Source organism: Enemella evansiae (genome assembly GCF_004362375.1).
GTDB lineage: Bacteria > Actinomycetota > Actinomycetes > Propionibacteriales > Propionibacteriaceae > Enemella > Enemella evansiae.
The window spans coordinates 523,006-542,046 of sequence record NZ_SNXA01000008.1; the positions used below are offsets into that span (position 1 = coordinate 523,006).

18 protein-coding genes are annotated in these 19,041 nt (G+C 69.7%); 6 read left to right on the forward strand and 12 right to left on the reverse strand.

Translation table 11 applies throughout. The features are described 5' to 3' along the window. Positions 1-6 precede the first annotated feature (6 nt). The 5 genes from C8D81_RS03085 to C8D81_RS03105 form a co-directional block, all read right to left on the reverse strand. Positions 7-1,338 carry an MFS transporter gene (locus tag C8D81_RS03085; RefSeq protein WP_208109081.1) on the reverse strand — a complete coding sequence of 444 codons (1,332 nt, stop codon included), beginning with the start codon at positions 1,336-1,338 and terminating at the stop codon, positions 7-9. Next, positions 1,335-2,213, reverse strand: a complete 879-nt coding sequence (locus C8D81_RS03090; RefSeq protein ID WP_094358130.1) for a VOC family protein — start codon at positions 2,211-2,213, stop codon at positions 1,335-1,337. The genes C8D81_RS03085 and C8D81_RS03090 overlap by 4 nt, the downstream gene beginning before the upstream one ends. Continuing rightward, entirely contained in the window at positions 2,210-2,878 is a 669-nt protein-coding gene (locus tag C8D81_RS03095; RefSeq protein ID WP_133625532.1) for a class II aldolase/adducin family protein, read from the reverse strand. Before C8D81_RS03095 ends, C8D81_RS03090 begins: the two co-directional genes overlap by 4 nt. A 150-nt stretch (positions 2,879-3,028) precedes the next feature. Beyond that, the gene (locus C8D81_RS03100) at positions 3,029-3,529 is read right to left on the reverse strand and encodes a beta-class carbonic anhydrase (protein ID WP_094399904.1); all 501 of its coding nucleotides are present in this window, start codon (positions 3,527-3,529) and stop codon (positions 3,029-3,031) included. A gap of 40 nt (positions 3,530-3,569) precedes the next feature. Next, complete coding sequence (locus C8D81_RS03105) at positions 3,570-4,076, reverse strand: hypothetical protein (protein ID WP_094399906.1); 507 nt, start codon at positions 4,074-4,076, stop codon at positions 3,570-3,572. An 88-nt stretch (positions 4,077-4,164) separates the two neighbouring features. Here C8D81_RS03105 and C8D81_RS03110 point away from each other — a divergent pair, with 88 nt between their 5' ends. Together C8D81_RS03110 and C8D81_RS03115 are read left to right on the forward strand one after the other, a co-directional pair. Continuing rightward, positions 4,165-4,761, forward strand: a complete 597-nt coding sequence (locus C8D81_RS03110; protein WP_133625533.1) for a hypothetical protein — start codon at positions 4,165-4,167, stop codon at positions 4,759-4,761. Next, entirely contained in the window at positions 4,745-5,359 is a 615-nt protein-coding gene (locus C8D81_RS03115; RefSeq protein ID WP_094406427.1) for an OmpA family protein, read from the forward strand. Before C8D81_RS03110 ends, C8D81_RS03115 begins: the two co-directional genes overlap by 17 nt. 93 nt (positions 5,360-5,452) lie before the next feature. On the opposite strand, the gene C8D81_RS03120 is transcribed toward C8D81_RS03115, so the two are convergent. From C8D81_RS03120 to C8D81_RS03135, 4 genes are all read right to left on the reverse strand, one after another. Beyond that, the gene (locus C8D81_RS03120) at positions 5,453-5,674 is read right to left on the reverse strand and encodes a hypothetical protein (RefSeq protein WP_094399911.1); all 222 of its coding nucleotides are present in this window, start codon (positions 5,672-5,674) and stop codon (positions 5,453-5,455) included. Positions 5,675-5,798: 124 nt separating this feature from the next. Continuing rightward, positions 5,799-8,225 carry a DNA gyrase/topoisomerase IV subunit A gene (locus C8D81_RS03125; protein WP_094399913.1) on the reverse strand — a complete coding sequence of 809 codons (2,427 nt, stop codon included), beginning with the start codon at positions 8,223-8,225 and terminating at the stop codon, positions 5,799-5,801. Positions 8,226-8,329: 104 nt separating this feature from the next. Beyond that, complete coding sequence (locus C8D81_RS03130) at positions 8,330-8,722, reverse strand: nitroreductase/quinone reductase family protein (RefSeq protein ID WP_094399915.1); 393 nt, start codon at positions 8,720-8,722, stop codon at positions 8,330-8,332. 17 nt (positions 8,723-8,739) lie between these two features. After that, positions 8,740-9,834 carry an FAD-dependent monooxygenase gene (locus C8D81_RS03135; protein ID WP_094399917.1) on the reverse strand — a complete coding sequence of 365 codons (1,095 nt, stop codon included), beginning with the start codon at positions 9,832-9,834 and terminating at the stop codon, positions 8,740-8,742. 41 nt (positions 9,835-9,875) lie between these two features. Here C8D81_RS03135 and C8D81_RS03140 point away from each other — a divergent pair, with 41 nt between their 5' ends. After that, positions 9,876-10,472, forward strand: a complete 597-nt coding sequence (locus C8D81_RS03140; RefSeq protein ID WP_166646649.1) for a TetR/AcrR family transcriptional regulator — start codon at positions 9,876-9,878, stop codon at positions 10,470-10,472. Positions 10,473-10,555: 83 nt separating this feature from the next. Here the strand turns inward: C8D81_RS03140 and C8D81_RS03145 are convergent, their stop codons facing one another. Beyond that, positions 10,556-11,614 carry a YeiH family protein gene (locus C8D81_RS03145; RefSeq protein WP_133625534.1) on the reverse strand — a complete coding sequence of 353 codons (1,059 nt, stop codon included), beginning with the start codon at positions 11,612-11,614 and terminating at the stop codon, positions 10,556-10,558. Between the two features lie 71 nt (positions 11,615-11,685). Between C8D81_RS03145 and C8D81_RS03150 the strand changes: the two genes are divergently transcribed. Further along, positions 11,686-12,615, forward strand: coding sequence for a LysR family transcriptional regulator (locus tag C8D81_RS03150; protein ID WP_133625535.1), 930 nt, complete (start codon positions 11,686-11,688; stop codon positions 12,613-12,615). Here the strand turns inward: C8D81_RS03150 and C8D81_RS03155 are convergent. Beyond that, on the reverse strand, positions 12,598-13,746 hold the full coding sequence (locus tag C8D81_RS03155; RefSeq protein WP_166646650.1) for a PucR family transcriptional regulator: 1,149 nt from the start codon (positions 13,744-13,746) through the stop codon (positions 12,598-12,600). The two genes, C8D81_RS03150 and C8D81_RS03155, sit on opposite strands and share 18 nt — an antisense overlap. A gap of 136 nt (positions 13,747-13,882) precedes the next feature. On the opposite strand from C8D81_RS03155, the gene C8D81_RS03160 reads away from it, so the two are divergent. Beyond that, complete coding sequence (locus C8D81_RS03160) at positions 13,883-15,082, forward strand: FAD-dependent monooxygenase (RefSeq protein ID WP_166646651.1); 1,200 nt, start codon at positions 13,883-13,885, stop codon at positions 15,080-15,082. 105 nt (positions 15,083-15,187) lie between these two features. On the opposite strand, the gene C8D81_RS03165 is transcribed toward C8D81_RS03160, so the two are convergent. Next, a complete protein-coding gene (locus C8D81_RS03165; protein ID WP_133625537.1) occupies positions 15,188-16,279 on the reverse strand; it encodes an App1 family protein in 1,092 nt (363 codons plus the stop codon). Positions 16,280-16,368: 89 nt separating this feature from the next. Here C8D81_RS03165 and C8D81_RS03170 point away from each other — a divergent pair, with 89 nt between their 5' ends. Then, positions 16,369-19,032 carry a GNAT family N-acetyltransferase gene (locus C8D81_RS03170; RefSeq protein WP_133625538.1) on the forward strand — a complete coding sequence of 888 codons (2,664 nt, stop codon included), beginning with the start codon at positions 16,369-16,371 and terminating at the stop codon, positions 19,030-19,032. Positions 19,033-19,041 lie beyond the last annotated feature (9 nt).

Consider the following 19,041-nt stretch of genomic DNA (forward strand, 5'->3'; position numbering starts at 1 on the left):
TGTGCCTCAGCGGTGCTGCTCCGATGAGGGTTCGCTGATCGCACTGGGGGTGGGGGACTTCGGCACCAGGGCGGCGGCGATCGCACCGAGCACGGCCACCACCGCGAACAGATAGAAGTTCCACCCGGCGCCGAGCGAGGAGGCCAGCACCAACCCGCCGAGCAGCGGCCCGCAGATCGCACCGAGCCGGCCGGTGCCCAGCGACCAGCTGATGCCGGTGGTGCGCAGCGCGGCAGGGTAGTAGCGGGTGACGAAGGGGTTGATCAGCGTCTGGGTGCCGATGGCACCGTAGCCGCCGATCGCGACCAGCAGGTAGAGCACGATCACGTTCGGGTTGAAGCTGAGGATCACCGCGCTGATCGCGGCCAGCGCGAAGGAGACGGCGATCACCGGCTTGGAGCCGATCCGGTCGGCGATGGTGGCACCGACCACGAGTCCGAGAATCGAACCCAGGTTGAAGACCAGCAGGAAGGACAGTGCGGAGCCCAGCGGGTAGCCCTGTTTGCGCATGATCTCCGGCAGCCAGGTGTTCAGCCCGTAGACCAGCAGCAGCGCACAGAAGGTGGAGACCCAGAACAGCACGGTCGGCAGCGCCAGCCCGCCGCTGAAGAGCCGGCTGAGGCGGACCTTGCCGGGGCCTTCGTCGTGGGTGGTCGGCTCGACCAGGCCGAGCCGGTCGGCGAGCCGGTACGCCTGGTCGCGGCGTCCCTTCGCCATCAGGAACTCGATGGACTCCGGCAGCCACTTCAGTGCCGGCAGGCAGACGATCAGCAGCGGCAGCGCGCCGATCCAGTACATCGCGCGCCAACCGAAGGCGGGCATCACCAGGATGCCGAGCAGGGCGGCCAGGATGCCGCCGACAGCGAAACCGGGCTGCATCATCCCGTAGATGAAGTTGCTGCGTTCGCGGGGTGCGTACTCGACGACCACCGCGGCCGCGGTCGGCATGCAGGCCCCGAGTCCCAACCCACACAGGAAACGGGCGACGGCGAAGAGGGTGACGCTCGGGGCGATCGCGCAGACGATCATCCACAGCGAGAACCAGGCGACGGAGGCGATCAGCACCTTCCGCCGCCCGACCCGGTCGGCGAGGGAGCCGATCACCAGGGCGCCGATCATCATGCCGATCAGGGAATAGGAGCCGATCGCGCCGGCCTGCGCGGGGCCGATGCCCCATTCGGCCATCAGCTTGGGAATCGTGGTGCCGTAGACGACCAGGTCATAACCGTCGAAGGTGATCGAGAGCCCGCAGATCAGCACCAGGCCGATCAACCGGTTGCCGGTGAGTCCCTCGGTCCGCGTACCCGTCGCTGCCTGCGTCGTGTTCGCCGCGGTCACTTGTTGCGCTCCGACCAGGGCGTACCGGCCTTGGGCAGCAGTCCCTTCCACATGTCGATGAAGTCGATCTCGCTGGGCTCGAAGTCGCGCGGCACCCAGGGCTGGTCCTCGGGAATCTCGCGGACACCGAAGGAGTACTCCCAGGTGACGTCCTCGGGGCCCTTGAAATAGAGGAAGACCGCGGTGGACTGGGGGTGGCGGCCCGGGCCGGCGATGATCTTGATGCCGTGGTGCTCGAGGAAGCGCCAGTTGCGCATCAGGTCGTCAATGCTGGCGACCTGGAAGTTGACGTGCCCGAGACCGGTCTGGTCGGCGAAGACGGCCAGCTTGTGGTGCACCGGGTCGAACCGCATCAGCACGGCGTTCGCGCCGATCCGGTCGGAGACCTTCAAGTTGAAGTGTTTGGTCCAGAACTTCTCGGCCTCCTTCACATCGGGGGCCTCCAGGCCGAGATGGCCGAACTCGGTGATGCCGACCGGGCGGGTGAAGGCGACCGGTCGGGACTCGGTGTGGGTCTGGCCGGAGACCAGTTCGACGACATTGCCGGCCGGGTCGGAGAAGGAGATGAACGCCAGCACGTGCCGCTCCGCGCACTCGTCGGCAGTTCCTTCGTGCACGTCGATTCCGGCGGCCCGCAGCTCCTCGGCAGCCGCGGCCAGTGCTGCCTCGTCGGCGAGGCTGAAGGCGCTGGCGAGCGCCCGCGGTTCACCGGGGACGAACTGGACGCAGTGCCGCCGGTTGTCGGCGCGGAAGGTGGCGACCTGGTCGGTGTGCTCCACCAGTTCGAGTCCCACGATCTCGGTGGCGAAGGCGACCTGGGTGTCGAGGTCGCGGGTGCCGATCCGCACGTAGGCCAGATCCTGCAGGTTGATCATCGGTTGTTCTCCTCGTCGGTGTGGTCCAGATGGGCCCAGATACGGCCCAGCAGTTCGGTCTCGGTGGCCCGCCAGGCGGCCTGCTCGGTTTCGCTGAGTGGGGTGGGATTCCCGGCGGCAGCGGCGGTGGCGTTCATCCGGGCGGAGGCCTCCAGCACCCACATCCGAGCGACGGCCCGGCCGGGGTCGGCGGCCACGGTGAGCGCACCGTTGCCTTTCAGGATCAGGGCGGGATCGTCACCGAGGGCCCTGGCCAGGCGTACGCCGCGATCGCTGTCACGGACCAGTTCGGCCTCGGTGAAGACCGGCACCGGTACGCCGCAGAAGGTGCCCTGGCCATGCAGGGGCTGGATCGCCACTCCGGCGGAGGCGAGCGCGGTCGCCGCCTCGGGCTGGGCTCGGCAGATCGCGGCCACATCGGGACGGGCGCGATAGATGGCCAGGTGCAGCCAGGCCTCCTTGGGAATGCCGGGCGGCAGTTCGTCGGCGTCCAGCGGGATGCTGCGACACAGGTCGGAGCGGGCCTGGCTGAGCGGCAGTGGTGGGGTGATCACCAGCTCCTTGCCGGCGCGCATCGAGACGTGACCGAACGCGGTCGCCAGGTTGTTGCGGGCGACGGCATGGGCGGCGCGGCAGAGCGTCTTGGTGGATCCTCGTCGAACCATGAGCCGAGTCCACCACGCCTATCCAAACATGTCAACTATGACATAGTTGGGTCCAGGTATGGCCGGCCCGGTCGGGGGCCGGGCCGGCCGTGCTCGTTGTGCTGGGTGTGTTGGTTGTGCTGGGTGTGTTGGTTGTGCTGGTCCGTCGGCTCAGAGCACCTGGGTCAGTCGCCCGGTGTCCACGTCGTAGAGGAATCCGCCGATCTCGACCCGGTTGTCCTGGAGCAGCGGATGGGTGCGCAGTCGGCGTACGTCGTAGCTGAGGCCGGCGCGCTGGTCCGGGCTGGAGCCCAGCACCATGCCGTGGATGTCCACTCCGGTCGCCTCGAGCACCTTGTCCGCGATGGCCGCATCGTCACCGGAGGCCATCGCGCACCGGGTGTGCGGGACGACCATGATCCGCTGCACGTTCAGCAGGTGGACCCCGAGGATGCAGCCCACCAGCGCGTCCGGGGTGATCCGGCCACCGGGGGTACGCATGATCTTGGCATCACCCAGCCCGAGACCGAGCAGCTGCAACGGCTCGATCCGGGAATCCATGCAGGTGATGATTGCCACGCCCGCCCGGGCGATGCCGTCGAACCCGCCCTCGGTGAAGTTGGCTGCGTATTCGGCGTTTGCGGCAAGAAGATCGTCGAAGCCTTGACTCATGGGTGCAGCCTAGGGCTCGCGAGCGTTGTGATTGGACTGGTCACGCGATCTGGGCACCGGCGGAGGCCAGGATCTGGCGCCAGGGGTCGATCGCCTCCTTGGCTGCGGCACCGTCGGCGGCCATCTTGGCGCTGGCCTCGGCGCCGAAGCGGAACACCGACCCGCGGGCGACCTGGAGCAGGGTGACGTAGTTCTGATCGGCGGGATTCTCCCCGTGTCGGTTGGCGATCTCACCGGCGGTGCGTTGCAGATAGTCGACCATCACCGGCGGGAACTCCGGGGACAGCGAGGTCCCGATCCCGCTGATGGCGTACTTCTCGCCGTTCACGGTGAGGTGCAGGATGTTGGTGATCGAGAACTTCGCCTGCACGCTCGTCGCCGGGACGGCGAAGATGATCCCGTCGGCCACCCCGAGGCGCAAGGTGTTCGAGTCGAACAGCTCCAGGATCACCGGGACCGTCTTGCGGCCGTTCCACTTGCTCTGCTGCCAGTAGAGACCCGCCGCGGTGAGCGGGATGCCGATCTGGTCGGGCGGAACCATCGTCATGGGGGTGACGATACCGCCGGGTGCCCACGCTCATCGTCGGTCGGCTCTCGGGGCTCTTATAGTTGTGTCCCTACTCGGGGAGGTGGCCATGAGGACCGCAACGGCTGTGATTGCGTCGACCCTGCTGCTGAGTGGGTGCGGCATGGTGGGTGGGAGCCAGCAACAACCCGCACCGACAGTCAGCGAGCCGGCGGGCGCTCCATCAGCGGGGGCGTCGTCGGCGGGCGGTGGCCAGCCGGTGGCAACGCCCAGCGTGTCGGGCACCATTCCGCCGCTGGGCGATCCGATCGGCAGTCGGAACATCAAGGTCGGCGGGAACAGCTACGATCTCGATCTGTACCCGTTGCGACGCGGTGAGGGCGTGGTCACCCTGAACGCCCGGGTGCGCTACACCTCGGTGACGGGCTCGCCGTCGAAGGAGCTGCTCAGCGCGAGTGGCGCTTTCAACGAGGTGACCGGGGAGACCAACGGCTTCACCCTGATCGACGCGGCGAACAAGAAGCTCTACCGTCCGGCCAAGGGCCAGAGCGACAGATCCCTGTGCGCTCCGCAGATGCCGTCGTCGGCGAAGACCGGTGACGAACTGTATGTGAGTTGTGTTTTCGGCGCACCGCCACCTGGGGTGACGACGGTGGCGGTGGGCGCGTCGAGGTTCGGGAGCTTCGACAATGTCCCGCTCGGGTGAGCGCCGGGGCCCACACCGGGTCGTCGCCATCGGATTGGCCGGCCTGGCCGGTCTCGGGCTTGCGGTGAACGGCGGGGGCCTCGGGGCAGCGGCACCCAGTGCCACGCCGTCGGTGAAGTCGGTCTGGGCACCGACCCCGATGCCGGCGCCGGTGCAGAAACCGGTGGAGGACATCCAGGGCGGCGAGCCGATCGACATCCTGGCGGTAACCGAGGACACCGAGGGCACCGCGCAGGTTGCCGAGGGCCCACGGACCACCGACGTCACGTTGAACAGCAATGTGTTGTTCGCCAAGGACAGCGACGTGATCCGGCCCGAGGCGAAGGCACGGTTGAATGAGGTGACCGCTCAGCTCAAGCAGCAGGGCCCCGGGCGGCTGGCGATCGTCGGCTACACCGACGATCTGGGTTCCAGCGAGCACGGCCTGGACCTCTCGCGGCGCCGGGCGGCGGCGGTGCGGGCCATCGTCGAGCCCGGCCTGCCGGGGGTGACGATCACCACCGAGGGCCGGGGGGAGGCGGATCCGGTGGTTCCCAACACCAGCGAGGAGAACCGGGCCAAGAACCGACGGGTGGAGCTGCACTACACCAAGAGCTGAACCAGGTTGCGGCGCCAAGGTCCCACAGTGTCCTGGAAAGGTGGCCAAGGGGCTCATCCGCGGTGGAATAGGCCGCCAACTGAGATGAACCCGTCAGCCGACCGATCGACCGGAGCGACTTCGGTAGAACCAGAACCCGAGCAGCAGCACCACGTTGATCGGTGGCAGCACGATGCTGATGACCAGCGCGATGATGAGCCCCGGCGTGCGCAGGATCCCCTTGCCACGCATCAGAACGGTGATGATCAGGGAAATCACGATGGCCGCGAAAATGCCGATCTCGATCGAGCCGACGCCGAAGGCGAGAGGTGTCATGACCCCCCTTGGGTCGTTTGGCAATCCGTCCAGCTGGTTCCAACTTCCACGCTAGTTGGTTGCCAGTTGATGTCAAGACTCTCATCTTCCAGCGACCGGAGCGGATCTGGGACCCCCGGGCGCGTCAGGCCGAGGCGATCGCCGCGATCGACTGGGCGGCCGGCGTACCGGACCCGTCGCGGCGCGGATCGATCTCCGGCAGCTCGATCGCGGCGCCCGAACCGGCGCTGGCGATCGCCGGGGCCGCACCGGCCCAGGCGAGCTGCAGCCGGTCCTCGCCCTTCAGGAACCGGTGGCAGCGCATCCCGCCCGTGGCGCGGCCCTTGCTCGGGTACGCGTCCAGCGGGGTCACCTTCACCGAACCGGAATCGGTTCCCGGCAAGGAATCCCCGGACCCGGCGACCGTCACCACGACCGACCCGTCGGCCGGGGCAGCGCCGAAGAACACCGCCTCGGCGCCGGCGCCGAGCTTGATCCCGGCCATCCCGCCGGCGGTGCGACCCTGCGGGCGTACCTTGTCGGCACCGAAATGCAGCAGTTGCGCATCGGAGGTGATGAACACCAGCTGCGCGGTCTCATCGGTGAGTTCGACGGCTCCGACCAGCTGATCCTTCGGCGCCAGGGCGATCACCTCCCACTCGTCGCGGCCGAGCACCTCGGGACGGACGCGCTTCACCACGCCCTGGGCGGTGCCCAGTGCCAGCCCGGGGGATTCCGGGTCGAGGGTGGTCAGGCAGAGCACCCGCTCGTTCCGCTGCAGGGCAACGAGTTCCTTGAGCCGCGAACCACCGGACAGGTTCGGTGCGTTCGCGGTCCGCGGCACGGTCGGCAGGTCGATCGCGTTCAACCGGATCAACCGGCCCGCGGTGGTGATCACCCCGAAGTCGGCCCGCGCGGTGGCCCTGATGCGGGAGCTGATCACATCGTGCTTGGAGCGGGATTCCCTGTCCGGCAAGGGATCCTCGCCGTCCAGCCGGGCGATCAGGCCGGTCGCCGACAACAGCAGCCAGCAGGGGTCGTCGGCGACCTCGAGCGGTCCGGCGCTGGTCACCTGACCAGAGGAGGCGAGCAGCACGGTCCGCCGCGGCGTACCGAATTTCTTGGCGACCTCGGCCAGTTCGTCGTTGACCACCTGCCGCAGCCGGTCGTCGTTGTCGATGATCTCGGTGAGCTCGGCGATCCGCTTCTTGAGCTCCTCGCGTTCGGACTCCAGCTCGATCCGGGAGTACTTGGTCAGCCGGCGCAGCTGCATGTCCAGGATGTAATTCGCCTGGGTCTCGGTGAGTTCGAAGACCTCGATCAACCGGGAGCGGGCGGCCCCGGCATCGTCGGCGGCGCGGATGATCGCGATCACGTCGTCGATGTCCAGGATCGCGATCAGCAGGCCCTCGACCAGGTGCAGCCGGTCCAACGCGCGGTCGCGGTTGTAGGTGGTGCGGCGCAGCACGACCTGCAGTCGGTGCTCCAGATAGACGGTGAGCATGTCGTGCAGGGTCAGCGTGCGCGGCTGCCCCTCGACCAGTGCGACCGAGTTGATCGAATAGGAGTCCTCGAGCTTGGTCTGCCGGAAAAGCTGCTCCAGCAGGGCTTCGGGGTTGATGCCGTTCTTGACCTCGATCACCAACCGGGTGCCGGAATCCAGGTCGGACAGATCCTTGACGTCGGCGATGCCCTGCAGCTTCTTGTTCTGCACAAGGGTTTTGATCTGTTCGATGATCTTCTCGGGCCCGATCGTGTAGGGCAGCTCGCTGACCACGATGCCCTTGCGCCGGCCGAACTGCTCGATCCGGGTGGTGGCGCGGATCTTGAACGAACCCTTGCCGGTGGCGTACGCGTCCGCGATGCCGTCCAGGCCGACGATCTTGCCGCCGGTCGGCAGGTCCGGGCCGGGGATGAACCGCATCAGCGTGTCCAGCTGGGCGTTCGGATGCTTGAGCAGGTGACGCAGCGCCTGCACCACCTCGACCAGATTGTGCGGCGGGATGTTGGTGGCCATGCCGACCGCGATCCCGGTGGTGCCGTTGACCAGCAGATTCGGGAAGGCGGCCGGCAGGACGACCGGTTCGGATTCCTTGCCGTCGTAGTTGGGCCGGAAGTCGACGGTGTCCTGGTCGAGTTCGGCGGTCATCGCCTCCGCGGGCGAGTCCATCCGGCACTCGGTGTAACGCATCGCGGCGGGGCCGGCATCGGGGGAGCCGAAGTTGCCGTGCCCGTCGATCAGTGGCAAGCGCATGGTCCACGGCTGGGCGAGGCGAACCAGGGCATCGTAGATCGCGCTGTCACCGTGCGGGTGGTACTGACCCATCACCTGGCCGACCACGCGGGCGCACTTCACGAACGCCCGGTCCGGTCGCAGATTCATCTCATCCATCGCGAACAGGATTCGCCGCTGCACCGGCTTGAGGCCGTCGCGGGCATCGGGCAGCGCGCGGGCGTAGATGACCGAGTAGGCGTACTCGAGGAAGGACGTCTGCATCTCCGAGGAGACGTCGATGTCGATGATCTTCTCGCTCACCTCGTCATCGATCACTTCGGTCTTCTTGCGCGCCATGCCTCGTCTCTCCGGTCGGGGCCCGTTCAGCCGGGCAGCGCCCATTGTCCCACCGCGGACCAGCGGCGCCCCGCTGCGGCCCGGCGTGTCGGGGTTTCCGGGGTTCAACCCTCGCGGAGCAACCGGTAGTCGCGCTTGCGGAGCAGGCGCAGCAGCAGCCGGGCCGGGGCGGGGAAGGCCCGCAGGCCCTCGTCGGCGCTCATCGGTTCGATGGCGACGATCCGGTGCTCGCGACCTCGCACCAGCACGGTGCATTCACCGGCCGCGACGATGTTGCGGTACCAGTCGACCCTGTCACCCCAGGTGAGTTCGGCGACGAAACCACCGGGGACCGGTGCCAGGATCAGCGGGGTCTCGAACCGTCGCCCGGATCGGCGGCCGACGTGGCGGACCAGCGAGAACGGGCCGCGGCCGGCGTACGCCATCCGGAGGGTGAGCGGGTTGAGGCGCTTGCCGACCAGGGCGAGTGCGCGCTGTCGGACGGACTTCGTGGACATGGTTGACCTCCGCTTGTTCATGAGACACCGCTGGCCAGGGCGGCCGCTCGGCGTTGCACCAGGCTGCTGCACCCGGCCACCCGGAGCGCACCCGGCAGGGCTCGGCGTACCCAGGACCGCCGGTTGGTCGCCAACCCGAACAGGACACCGGTGCCGCGGACCACCCGGCGAGCGGCGGCGCGTCGCCTGGTACGCCACAGGGCGACCGCCTCTGGCCCGTCGACCAGTGCCTGGGCGAGCTCGATGCCATCCCGGATGCCGAGGTTCATGCCCTGGCCGCCGACGGGGGAGTGCACGTGAGCCGCATCCCCGATCAGGTTCAGCGGGCCGTCGCCGAAGGAGGCCGCCAGCCGGTGCTGGGCGGTGAAGGTCGACACCCAGGCCACCTCGGTGATCCGGGGCCGGGTCGGGGTGCGTTCGTCGAGCAGCTGCTGGAGCCGGGCTCGATCCGGTTCCCGATCCGCCGGCACGTCGGCGATCACCCTGGTCAGCCGATCGGGCAGCGCACCCAGCACGATCATTCCGGCCTCCTCCAACCGCACCGTCAGACCGGTCGGTGGCTCATCCAGCCGGACGTCGGCGACCACGAAGTGCTGCGGATCGCTGGTACCGGGGAAGCCGATACCGGCCGCCCGGCGCAGCACGCTGCCGATCCCGTCGGCCGCCACCACCTGCGGTGCCGCACACACCGAACCGTCGGCCAGGCGTACCCCCTCCTCGGCCAGCCCGGCCACCGTCACCCCGGTCCGCAACTCGACGCCCAGTTCGCTGGATCGCCGCCACAGCAGGGATTCGGTGACCTCCTGGGAAACCAGCAGAGCATAGGGGAAGCGGCTGTCGATGTGCTGGAAATCCACGCGCAGCAGGGTCCGGTCACCGTGCTCCATGGTCAGCGACCGGGCCGGTTCACCGGCGGCGATCAGCGGCTCGGCGACGTCGATGGCATCGAGCTGCTCCAGGGTGCGGGCGTGCACCACCAGCGCGCGGGAGTGCCGACGGGGCTCGGTGCGCCGCTCCAGCACCTGGACCCGCAGGCCGAGTCGGGCGGCGGCCGCCGCGGTGGCCAGACCGGCGGGTCCGGCACCGACGATGAGGAGATCGGGAGTGTTCATGGGTCAACGATCCACCGGTGCAACCGCTATATTCAACGATGATGAATAAATCGCGGGGCCGCCCCCGGGGCGGTGGCAACAGTGCGGAGGCGATCCGGGCCGCCGCGCATCGGTTGTTCCTGGATCGCGGTTATCGCGGCACCACCCTGCGCGCGGTCGCCACCGAGGCCGGGGTGGATGTGGCGGCGATCGGCTACCACTTCGGTTCCAAGGCGGGCCTGTTCGCGGCCGCGATGGCGCTGCGGATCAGTCCCTCCGGGATCATCCGCGGGGTGCTCGCCGCCGAACCGCGGCAGCTCGGGCCTGCCCTGGTCGCGGCCGCGGTGGACGCCTGGGAGGACCCACGGGCGCAGGCCGGTATCGCGGCGATGATCGGTGCGGCGGTCAGCCAGCCGGAGGTGGCCGCTGCGGTCGCGGCGTATCTGGAGCAGGAGCTGATCACCCCGCTCGTTGAATATCTGCGCGCTCACGGTGCCGGCGAGTCGGCCCGCTCCCGCGCCGTCGGACTGGTCACCCTGGCCGCCGGTGCGCTGGTGACCCGCTATCTGATCGAGGTGCCCTCGGTGGCCGCCCTGGATCGTGATCAACTGGTCCGCGCGCTGGCGGTACCGGCGCGGGCCGTGCTCGATGGGCGGTGAGGGGCTCCCACTGATCCCTGGGTGCCAATGTGCCCGTCCGGGCGGCGACAACCGGCCATAGTGGCTGACAAAGTCGTATCGGGTCAGGCGGGGGAGACGAGCAGGACGCCGCCGAGGGCGATACCGGCGACGGTGATCGTGGAGAGGACGCCGAGCAGCAGGGGGCGCGGGCCGACCCGGACGAGCGCCTTCAGGCGTACGCCCAGGCCGAGTGCGAACATCGCGGCCGCCAGCAGTGCGGTCTGTGCCCAGCTGGCCGCGGTCAGCACCGGTGCCGGTACCAGGCCGGTCGAGGCGAGCAGCATCATCGCGATGAAGCCGAGCACGAACAACGGGACCAGCGGCGGCCGCTTGCCAGCACCGCCGGCATGGCTGAGGCCGGGGTGTCGGCGGACCAGCAGGGCCATCGCGGCCATCACCGGCGCGAGCATCAGCACCCGGGCCAACTTCACCAGCACCGCCTGATCGACCGCACCCGGGCCGAGGGCACCCGCGGCGGCGACCACCTGGGCGACCTCGTGGATCGACCCGCCGGCCCAGAGTGCGGCGCGCGGGTCGCCGAGCTGGAGTGCCGAGGCGCCCAGCGGCACCAGGACGATCATCAACGAACCGAAGAGCACCACGAGTCCGACCGCGGTGGCGACCTCCTCCTCGTCGGTCTCCATCACCCCGTCCACCGCGGCGACCGCCGCGGCACCGCAGATCGAGAACCCACAGGCGATCAGCAGGGTCTGGGTCAGCGGCAGCCGCAGCAATCGCCCGATCCCCACGGTGGCGAGGATTCCGAGGCCGACGATGGCCACCACGACCAGAATCATCCCGGGGCCGAGGCCCGCCACCTGGCCGAGCGAGAGCTGCAGGCCGAGCAGCACGATGCCGATCCGCAACAGCTTCTTCGCCGCCACCTGGATTCCCGGCTGCCAGCCGGTGGGCACGGTGATCACGTTGGTGAGCACCGCACCCAGCGCGATCGCGACCAGCAGCGGGCTGACCACGGGCCAGATCCGGTTGACCAGCACCGCCACCACGGTCGCCGCCGCGCACACCGCGAGCCCCGGCAGATACCGGGCGACCCCGCGGCCGGAACCGGGCACCGGGGCTGTCGGCTGGGTGCGGAGGTCGCGGTCGGCATGCGTGGTCATGCTGCTCAGCCAATCGCCATCACCGTCGGTCCGGTAGCCGTCGAATCGGCACCAGCCCATATCATCGTGATATGACCAAGCCGTCCCTGCCCGACCTCGCCGCGGTCGAACTGCTGATCGCGGTGGTCGACCAGGGCAGCCTCGGCGCCGGCGCCAGAGCGGTCGGCATGGCCCAACCGAACGCCAGCCGGATCCTTCGCCGGCTGGAGGCGCGGGCCGGCGTACCCCTGCTGGAAAGGCGCCCCCGCGGCTCGCGGGCCACCCCGGCCGGTCTGGAACTGGCCGCCGAGGGCCGGTTGCTGCTGGCCCGCGTCGACGACTTCAGTCGAACCCTGGCCGGGCTGGTGGATGCCGAGAGCCTCACCGTCGCCGCCAGCCAGACCATCGCCGAGTCATTGGCGGGCGGCTGGCTGGCCGAGCTCTATGCCGACCACCCGGCGATCGAGGTGGGTCTGCAGGTCTGCAACTCCGACCAGGTGACCGCCCGGGTGCTGCGTGGCCAGGTGCGCCTCGGTTTCATCGAATCCGGCCGGGTCGACGACCGACTGCAGTCCAGCATCGTCGCCGCCGATCGGCTGGTCGTGCTGGTCGCCCCCGAACACCCGTGGGCGCAGCGGCAACGCCCCCTGGAGGCCGACGAACTCGCCGCCACCTCGCTCGCGGTCCGCGAATCCGGGTCGGGCACCCGGGAGGTGCTGGAACGCCAGCTCGCCGGGCGGACCGTCGCCCGGCCGGCGATCGAGCTGACCAGCAATGCCGCCCTGCTGGGTGCGGTGGCCGCGGATCTGGCCCCGGCCGTGCTCAGCGAGCTCGCCGCCGCCGCGCCGCTGGCCGCGGGCACCGTGGTCAGCGTGCCGGTCCGTGGGCTGGACCTGACCAGGCGGCTGCACGCCATCTGGGCGACCCGGTTGCAGGGGATCGCGCACGATCTGGTGCGGATCGCTGCGGCGACCGGTACCCCCCATCCGAGACGACGGGCGGACTCACCCGGCGCGCGCTGACAACCCGGCCAACCGGGCCAGCCGCAGACCGGTGTCGAGCTCCCGGCGTACCGCACCGTCGGCGAGGTCGACCTGCAGCACCGAACGCAGCCGGTCCAGCCGGTAGTAGAACGTCGAGCGGTGGATGCTCAGCCGACGGGCCGTGGCGCGGGCATTGCCACCACGGTCCAGATAGGTCTGCAGGGTCTCCACCAGCACCTCATCCGGGCCGGTGTCCCAGAGCCGGCGTACCGGTGTCGGCAGGTCACCCACTCCGAGCGTCTCCAACGGCAGCATCGCCAGCACGCCGTCGATCCCGGCCGCATCCCAGGTCAGCACCGTCGGGTGCCGATCCGCGCCCAGGTACGCCGCCCGCCAGGCCGCGCGGGCGCGGGCGAAGGAGTGCGGCAGGTCCTCCAGGGCGGGCACCAGGGGACCGATCCCGGCGCGCAGTCCCGGCCCGAGCAGGCGGGCCAGCCGCTCCACCACGACGGGACGGGGGAAGACCAGCACACCCACACCCTCGTGCGCCCCGCCGACCACCGACGCGGTCGACGACCGGGTCACGAAATCGAGGATCAGCGACACCCCGTGGGTGTTCTCCGCACCGTTCAGGGTCGCCGGATCCTGACCCACGGCGACCGCCGCATACTGCGTGGCGGCGCCGAGCAGACCCTCCTCGATCAACGACCGCGCCGCCCGGGTGCGGTGCCGGGCATTCGAACCGAGCAGGTGACCGACCAGCTCCGCGGCACGGGTCCGCCGACTCTCCTGCCGGAAATCGCGCACCAGCAGCTGCCTGCCGAGCTCGGCGGTCGCGGCCCGCAGGCGGTCTCGAACCGCCGGCACCGGGTCGGTGTCGGCGGGTGCCACCATCAGGTATCCCATCGGGCGATCGACATCGGCGACCGACAGGAAGAGCGCCGAGCCGAGCTGGGGAAGCGGGACCGTGGCGTACCCGTCGGACGGGATCGCCGGGCGCGGCCAGGAATCGCTGTGGGCGAGGACGTGGCCCAACCGGATCCGATCCGCCTCGGTCTCGTGGATCGAATAGCCGACCACGCGCAGTGCGGTGTCCAGCAGCACCAACCGGTGGCCGGACTCCTCCGCGAGATCCTGCAACAGGTCGTCGAGGCTGACATCTCTCGGCACGGCGACCTCCACGCGACGTTCCGACACAGTGTCGGAATGCCCGCCCTCATCTTCCCACAATTCGCCGACGCGGGACAGGCGGGCGGCGTCTAGCGTTCTGGATGACCACAACGGTGTGCGGGAAGGCAGGATCATCATGGCGCGCAGGATCGCGATCATCGGCGGCGGAATCGGTGGGTTGACGCTCGGCATCGACCTCAGGCAGCGCGGTTTCGAGGTCGACATCTACGAATCGACCAGCGAACTGCGAGAGGTCGGTGCGGCCGTCGGCCTGTCGGCCAACTCGCTGCGCTACTACCAGGGCCGGATCGGCATCGGTGACAAGCTGGCCGAGACCTGGGCCGACATCGGCGAACTGATCTTCCGGCACGGCGAGGACGGTTCCGAGATCGCCCGGATCGGACCCGAGGTGCAGTATCAGCAGCGCTACGGATCGCCGTGGGTCGGCATCCACCGCGCCGAGCTGCAGGCCGCACTCGCCGGGGCGTACGGGAACGAGGGGCTGCACCTGAGCCGGCGGCTGACCGGGATCCGCGAGACCGACACCGAGGCGGTGCTCGACTTCGCCGACGGCAGCACCGAGACCGCCGACCTGGTGATCGGGGCCGACGGGGTCCGCTCCACCACCCGCCGGTTGATGCTCGGCTACGACGATGCGCTGTTCTCCGGCTGCAGCGGTACGCGGGGGATCGTCGCGCCGGAGCTGTTGAGCGAACTGCCCGATCCCGCGGCGATCCAGTTCTGGATCGGCCCGCAGGGACATCTGCTGCACTATCCGATCGGCGGCGGGGCGCACAACTTCCTGCTGGTACGCCGCGACGGCGGCCCCTGGGCGCACCAGCAGTGGGTGACGCCGATCCCCGACGGCAGCCATGTCGCCGACTTCGCGGGCTGGCATCCGGCGGTGCAGCAGATGATCACCGCCGTCCCGGTCACCGAGCGCTGGGCGCTGTTCCACCGGCCGCCGCTCTCGCGCTGGAGCCGGGGCCGGGTGACCCTGATCGGGGACGCCGCCCACGCGATGGTGCCGCACCACGGCCAGGGCGCCAACCAGTCGATCGAGGACGCGATCGTGCTCTCGGACCAGCTGGTCGCCAATGCTGACTGGGATGCCGCGCGGGCCGAGTACGAACGGCTGCGGCGCGGGCGTACCCGGCGGGTGCAGGTCGCCTCGATCACCACCGCCGATGTGCTGCACCTGCCGCCGGGCCCGCGGGCCGACGAACGGGATGCCCGGCTCGGTGCGGCGGAGGCCTTCGATCGGCACCTGGCCTGGATCCACAGCTACCAGGCCGAGCAGGAGCCGGCCGAGACCGCGGGTGGCACCTGGCTCTGAGGCGTACACCCACCCGGCGATCCATCGATCCTTACGTGCACCCGTGGCGTGCTCGAGCGCTCGACGGGTGCACGGTCAGTTCGATGGATGGCGAGGGGCCGGCACTCAGCGGGGGTTGGCGTTCGCGCGGGCGGCGCGGGTGTCGAGCTGGCCCTCGATGGCCTGCTGCAGCAGGGGTTGCAGCTCGTAACCGTCCTCGGCGCGGACCTCCGGCACCTCGGCGTCGGCGTCATCGAGCTCGTCGGCAGAGATCGGGGCCAGGGTGCCGTGCGCCAGCACCTGCTCACCGGGGGTGAGCTGGCGGATGCCGACCACGTTCACCCGGTCGGGGTGGGCTTCGGCGAACTCGCCGTAGATCGACGGGTCGTGCTGGCCGTCGTCGCCGATCAGGATCCACTGGATCTTCGGGAAGTCGATCGCCAGGTCCCGTAACGCGATCCGCTTGTGCTCCTGCCCGGAGCGGAACCAGCCACTGTTCGTCGGGCCCCAGTCGGTGAGCAGCAGCGGGCCGATCGGGAACCGGTGGTGCTTGAGGAACCGGATCAGCGTCGGCGCGGTGTTCCAGGCCCCGGTGGACACGTAGATGATCGGCGCCTGCGGATGCTCGGCCATCAGCGAGCGGTACAGCTCGCTCATCCCGGCCACCGCCTGCCGCGCGGACTCGTGCACCACAAAGGTGTTCCAGGCCGCCAGCAGCGGCCTCGGCAGCGAGGTCGAGATCACCGTGTCGTCGATGTCGCTGACCAGACCCCAGGTCTGCTCCGGGTCGACGACCATGATCGGTGCTTCCACCGGCTCCGAATCGCCACACTGCAGGCGGATCTCATGCCAGCCGGGCTGCAGGCCGCGGACCGGCAACCGGGAATCCACATAGCCGTTGCGGTCGGTGGCGACCTGGTAGGTGTGGCCGTCGATGGTCGCATTCACCCGGTGGTTGACCGCCGGGGCGGTGAAGAAGTTCCGCCAGCCGCGCCGCTGCAACAGGGTGTCGGCCAGGTCGGGGATGATCCGGTGCTCGTCGTCGCTGCCGTCCATCGGCGGGGTGAAGACCACCCGGGCCAGCACCCGGATGAACTTCGATGATCCATAACCGGTGTAGGCGATCACGCGTTCGTTCCAACCACGCGAGCGCACCACGTCACCCAGCTTGGTGTTCAGCCGGTCCTCGAGCCGAGCAGCGAAAAAGGGGCGTGCCATGCGGGAGACCCTATCGAGCGGGGTCACCGCCCCCGCCACCACCCGCCACCACCCGCCGTCACCCGACACCCGCTCAGTAGGCTGGGGTCGTGAACGCACGCGAGGAAGCCGGCACCGACGAGTCCGGTACCGGCTACCCGGCGGAGTGGGAGGCCGACGTGCTGCTGTCCGACGGCAGCACCGCGCACCTGCGCCCGATCCGTGCCGAGGACGAGCAGTTGCTCGTCGACTTCTATGCCCGGGTCTCGCCCGAGTCGAAATATCTGCGCTTCTTCGCCCCCTACCCGGTGCTCTCGGCCAAGGACGTGGTCCGCTTCACCCACGTCGACTACCGCGACCGGGTCGCGCTGATCCTCACCGTCGGGGAGCGGATGGTGGCGGTCGGGCGCTACGACCGGTTGAACGCCTCCGATGCCGAGGTCGCCTTCCTGGTCGAGGATTCGGTGCAGGGCAAGGGGGTCGGCCAGCTGCTGCTGGAACACTTGGCCGAGGCCGCCCGCGAGCGCGGCCTGTCCCGGTTCGTGGCCGAGGTGCTGCCGCAGAACCGGCGGATGGTGCAGGTCTTCGCCGACGCCGGTTACACCGTCTCGCGGGAGTTCGAGGACGGGATGATCCTGGTCGAGTTCCCGATCTCACCGACCGAGCAGTCCCGGGAGGTGATGCTGCGCCGCGAGCACCGCGCCGAGGCCACCTCGGTACGCCGGCTGCTGCAGCCGCGGTCGATCGCGGTCGTCGGTCCGGCCCTGCTCGCCCAGCGCGGGGTGGAGACGCTGATCGCCGGCGGTTTCACCGGTGAGGTCTGTGTCCTGGTCACCGACGGCGGTGAGGTCTCCGGCGTACCCGTCGTCGGGGACTGGGGCGACCTGCCCGCCGACCTCGACATCGTCGCCACCCTGCTGCCGCCCGACCAGGTCGGTCGCGCCATCGTCGCCGCCGCGGGCAAGGCGTTCGGGCTCTATCTGATCCATGCCGGCGAATTCGGCGGATCGCAGAACGAATCGCTGGTCACCCTGGCCCGCGCCCACGGCCTGCGCGCCCTCGGCCCGGACGCGCTCGGGGTGATCAACACCGACCCCGCCTTCTCGCTGAACGCCAGCCCCGCGCCGATGCCGCGGGCCGGTGTGGTGAGCATGTTCTGCCAGTCCTCGGCGGTCGGGGTGATCCTGCTGTCCCGGGTGATCGACCAGCACATCGGGATCCTGTCGTTCATCTCCTCCGGCATGTACGCCGATGTGACCAGCAACGACGTGATGCACTACTGGATCGACGACGAGGCGACCAAGGTCTGTGTGCTGTCGCTGGACCGGATCGGCAACCCGCGCAAGTTCACCCGGATCGTGCGCCGGCTGGCGATGACGAAACCGGTGGTGCTCTTCTCCCCGGGCCGCTCGGAGCGGGCCCGCAACCAGGGCGCCGCCTCCAGCCTGCACGATGCGCCGGAGAATGCGATCGATGCGATGTTCCGGCAGTCCGGGGTGATCGTCACCAACCGGCGCGATGCGATGTTCGACATCGCCCAGATCCTTGCCAGGCAACCACTTCCGGCCGGTGAACGGTTGCGGGTGGTGACCAACTCGCGGGCGATGGGCGGCCACATCCAGCGGATGGGGGAGCGCAGCGGGTTGATCTGCGAACCGGTGCTGCTGGCCGGTGACTCGCGCCCGAAGACGTACGCCGAGGTGGCGCGGGTCGCGCTGCGCCAGCCCGAGGTGGACAGTGTGATGGTGGCCCTGGTCGACCCCTTCGACACGGTCGCCACCAAGACGCACGCCGCGCTGCTGGAGGTCGCCGCCGAGGCGACCAAGCCGCTGATCGGCGTCTTCGCCGACTTCGTCGAGCTGGAACCGCAGGGTGAATCGCGCGACGAGATGGGCCGGTTGCCGACCTTCAGCAGCTACGCCGACGCGCTGCAGGCATTGTCCGCGGTGACCGCGTACGCCCGCTGGCGCCAGGGCGAGCACGGCGAACTGATCGACCACCCCTCGGACCGGCGGGCCGCGAAGGAGTTGCTCGCCGAGGTGCTCGCCGACAGCCCCGCGGGCCGGGAGCTGACCGGGGAGGAGAGCGCGCGACTGCTGGCGGCGTACGGGATCGAGCTGGTGCCCCGCACCCCGGTCCGCAGTCTCGGCGAGGCGATCGAGGTCGCCGAACGGCTTGGCTGGAATGTGGTGCTGAAGGCGACCGCCGACGGTGTCCGCGGCGGACCGGACCTCGGCACCAGCGTCTTCCGGCACCTGGACAGCGCCGAGGAGATGACCGAGGCCTGGCGCGACCTGGGACAGCTGGTCACCGATCTGGGGCTCGGCGAGGCCGACGCGGAACCCCAGCTGGCGGCGGCGCCGGTGGTGCAGCAGATGATGCCGCCCGGCGTACCGCTGCAGATCGGCTCGGCCGAGGACGCCTCCTTCGGGCCGATCATCTCGCTGGGGGTGGCCGGGATCGCGTCCGGACTGCTCGGCGACCTGTCCTACCGGGTACCACCGCTGTCCACCACCGATGCGGCGGCGATGGTCCGCGACCTCGGCGCGGCCGAGATCCTCTTCGGTGGCGGGGGTACGCCACCGGCCGACGTCGCCGCGGTCGAGGAGCTGCTGCAACGGGTCGCGCAGCTCGCCGACGACCTGCCGCAGGTGGCGGCCCTGCACCTGGCACCCTGCATCGCCGCCCAGACCGGCGTCGCGGTCCTCGGGGCCCGGATCACCATCGCACCCACCGCCGAGGAGCGTGACGAACTGAGCCGGAGCCTGGGATGACACGGGTTC